The organism is Nodosilinea sp. P-1105, from assembly GCF_012911975.1.
GTDB lineage: Bacteria > Cyanobacteriota > Cyanobacteriia > Phormidesmidales > Phormidesmidaceae > Nodosilinea.
In genome coordinates this window covers 1-1,659 of record NZ_SMDQ01000156.1, presented here as the reverse complement: position 1 = coordinate 1,659, position 1,659 = coordinate 1, and the positions used below count along the sequence as shown (strand labels likewise).

The following is a 1,659-nucleotide window of genomic DNA, read 5'->3' as shown; positions in this document are numbered from 1 at the left end:
GCCTGGGATGGGGTGGCCTATGGTCTGGCCCAGCAGGGTTACCATGTGGTGGCTCCAGACCTGCGGGGCCACGGGCGATCGGACCATGCCGGTGCTGATGGGGGCTACCAACTGCTGGACTTTTTAGGGGATCTCGATAGCCTGTTCCCCCTGCTCAGCCCTGAGCCTGTGACCTTGGTGGGCCATTCCATGGGGGCGGTGCTGGCGGCCATTCTCACCAGCTTACGCAGCGATCGCGTGCAACAGCTGGTGCTAGTGGAGCCGGTGGTGCCCGCCAACAGCCCAGCGGCAGATACCGCCAGTCAGCTCACGGCCCACTTAGATGCCCTTGCCACGCCCCCAGAGCCGGTGGTCATGGCATCGGTGACGGCGGCCGCCCAGCGGCTGCAGGCCCTGAAACCTAGCCTGACAGAACAGGTGGCCCAAAAACTGGCGGCACGATTGACCGAGCCCGTCGAGGGTGGTGTGCGCTGGCGGTTAGACCCTCGCCTGCAGGCCCGCACCACCCTCAGCCTTAGCGGCGGGCTGTTGGACCGCCAGGGTTACAGCCAGCTGCTACAGGGCATTACCCGCCCCACTACCCTGGTTTTGGGCCAGGACAGCCAGTTCAACCGGCCCGAAGACCTGCAACTGCTGCAAACCAGCCTGCCCCAGGCCAGCCGCTTTACCCTGCCGGGGGGCCACGACTTGCCCAGCGATACCCCCGCCGGGCTAGCCCAGATCATCGACACCACCGTTACCCAGGAGCCCCGCCCATGAGTTTGTCCGCTCGGTTTGCCCCCCTGTGGGAAGTGCCCCTAGGCCTGGTGTCCTTCGGTTTTTCTCGCCTGGTGCGGAGTGGCCTGACCCTGATCAGTCGCTACTACAACCCCAATGATGCCAAGGCCACCGCCGCCTGGCAGGTGGTATCCACCGACTTTCTGGGGTCGCCGGTCAAGTTGCTGTGGACCATGAGCCGGGCTCGCTGGAACTTGCACTCCCTGATTGCGATCGCCGGTCCCTTTACCGTCCAGTCCAGCCTCACCCTCGACGTCAGCGCTTTGTGGCAATCGGCCCCCGCCTGGACAGCGGTGGTCTACACCCTAAAAGGCTACAAAACCATCACCAGCCTGGGGTCCCTCACCACCCCCGCCGACCAACCCACCGCCACCATCGAGTTGCCCCCGGGCCGCTACCTGGTGGGGGTACGCCACTACGACTGGCGCGACCCGGTGCAGCTACCGGCGATCGCGGTGGATGGTGCCCCCGCCCTGGCCAGCCAAACCCTGGCCGCCCCCCCAGACTTCAACCAGTTTTACCGGGGATTAAAAGCCCGGCGGGGCTGGCTGTATAGCGCCCTAAACTTCTACGTTTACCCCCTGCTGCGCTGGGGCAAAGGCCGCTTGCCAGAGCCCTTCGTCAAAGCCACGTTTTTGCCGGTACCCAACCCCGAAACCCACTTCTTCTACGGTGCCCTCGACCGGGGCGAACGCCTCACCCTCGACCTACCGGCGGATCTGCTAAACACCCACAGCCTTTACTTCAGCCTCTACAGCCGCGACTGCTTCCCCCACGATTGGTACCCCATCCGCGACCATCACCACACCACGGCCCCCATGCCAGAGCAGGGGGTCTACATTTTGCGGGTGCATCCCAAAACCCCGGAATGGTTGGGGGCCA

2 protein-coding genes are annotated in these 1,659 nt (G+C 64.9%); both read left to right on the top strand.

All coding sequences use genetic code 11. From position 1 onward, the window contains the following. Positions 1 to 759: alpha/beta hydrolase (locus E1H13_RS26475; protein WP_169617949.1), on the top strand; the 759-nt coding region annotated here is incomplete at its 5' end. Further along, positions 756 to 1,659, top strand: a 904-nt coding sequence (locus tag E1H13_RS26470) for a DUF6208 family protein (RefSeq protein ID WP_169617948.1), incomplete at its 3' end; no start/stop codon positions are given. The genes E1H13_RS26475 and E1H13_RS26470, both read left to right, overlap by 4 nt.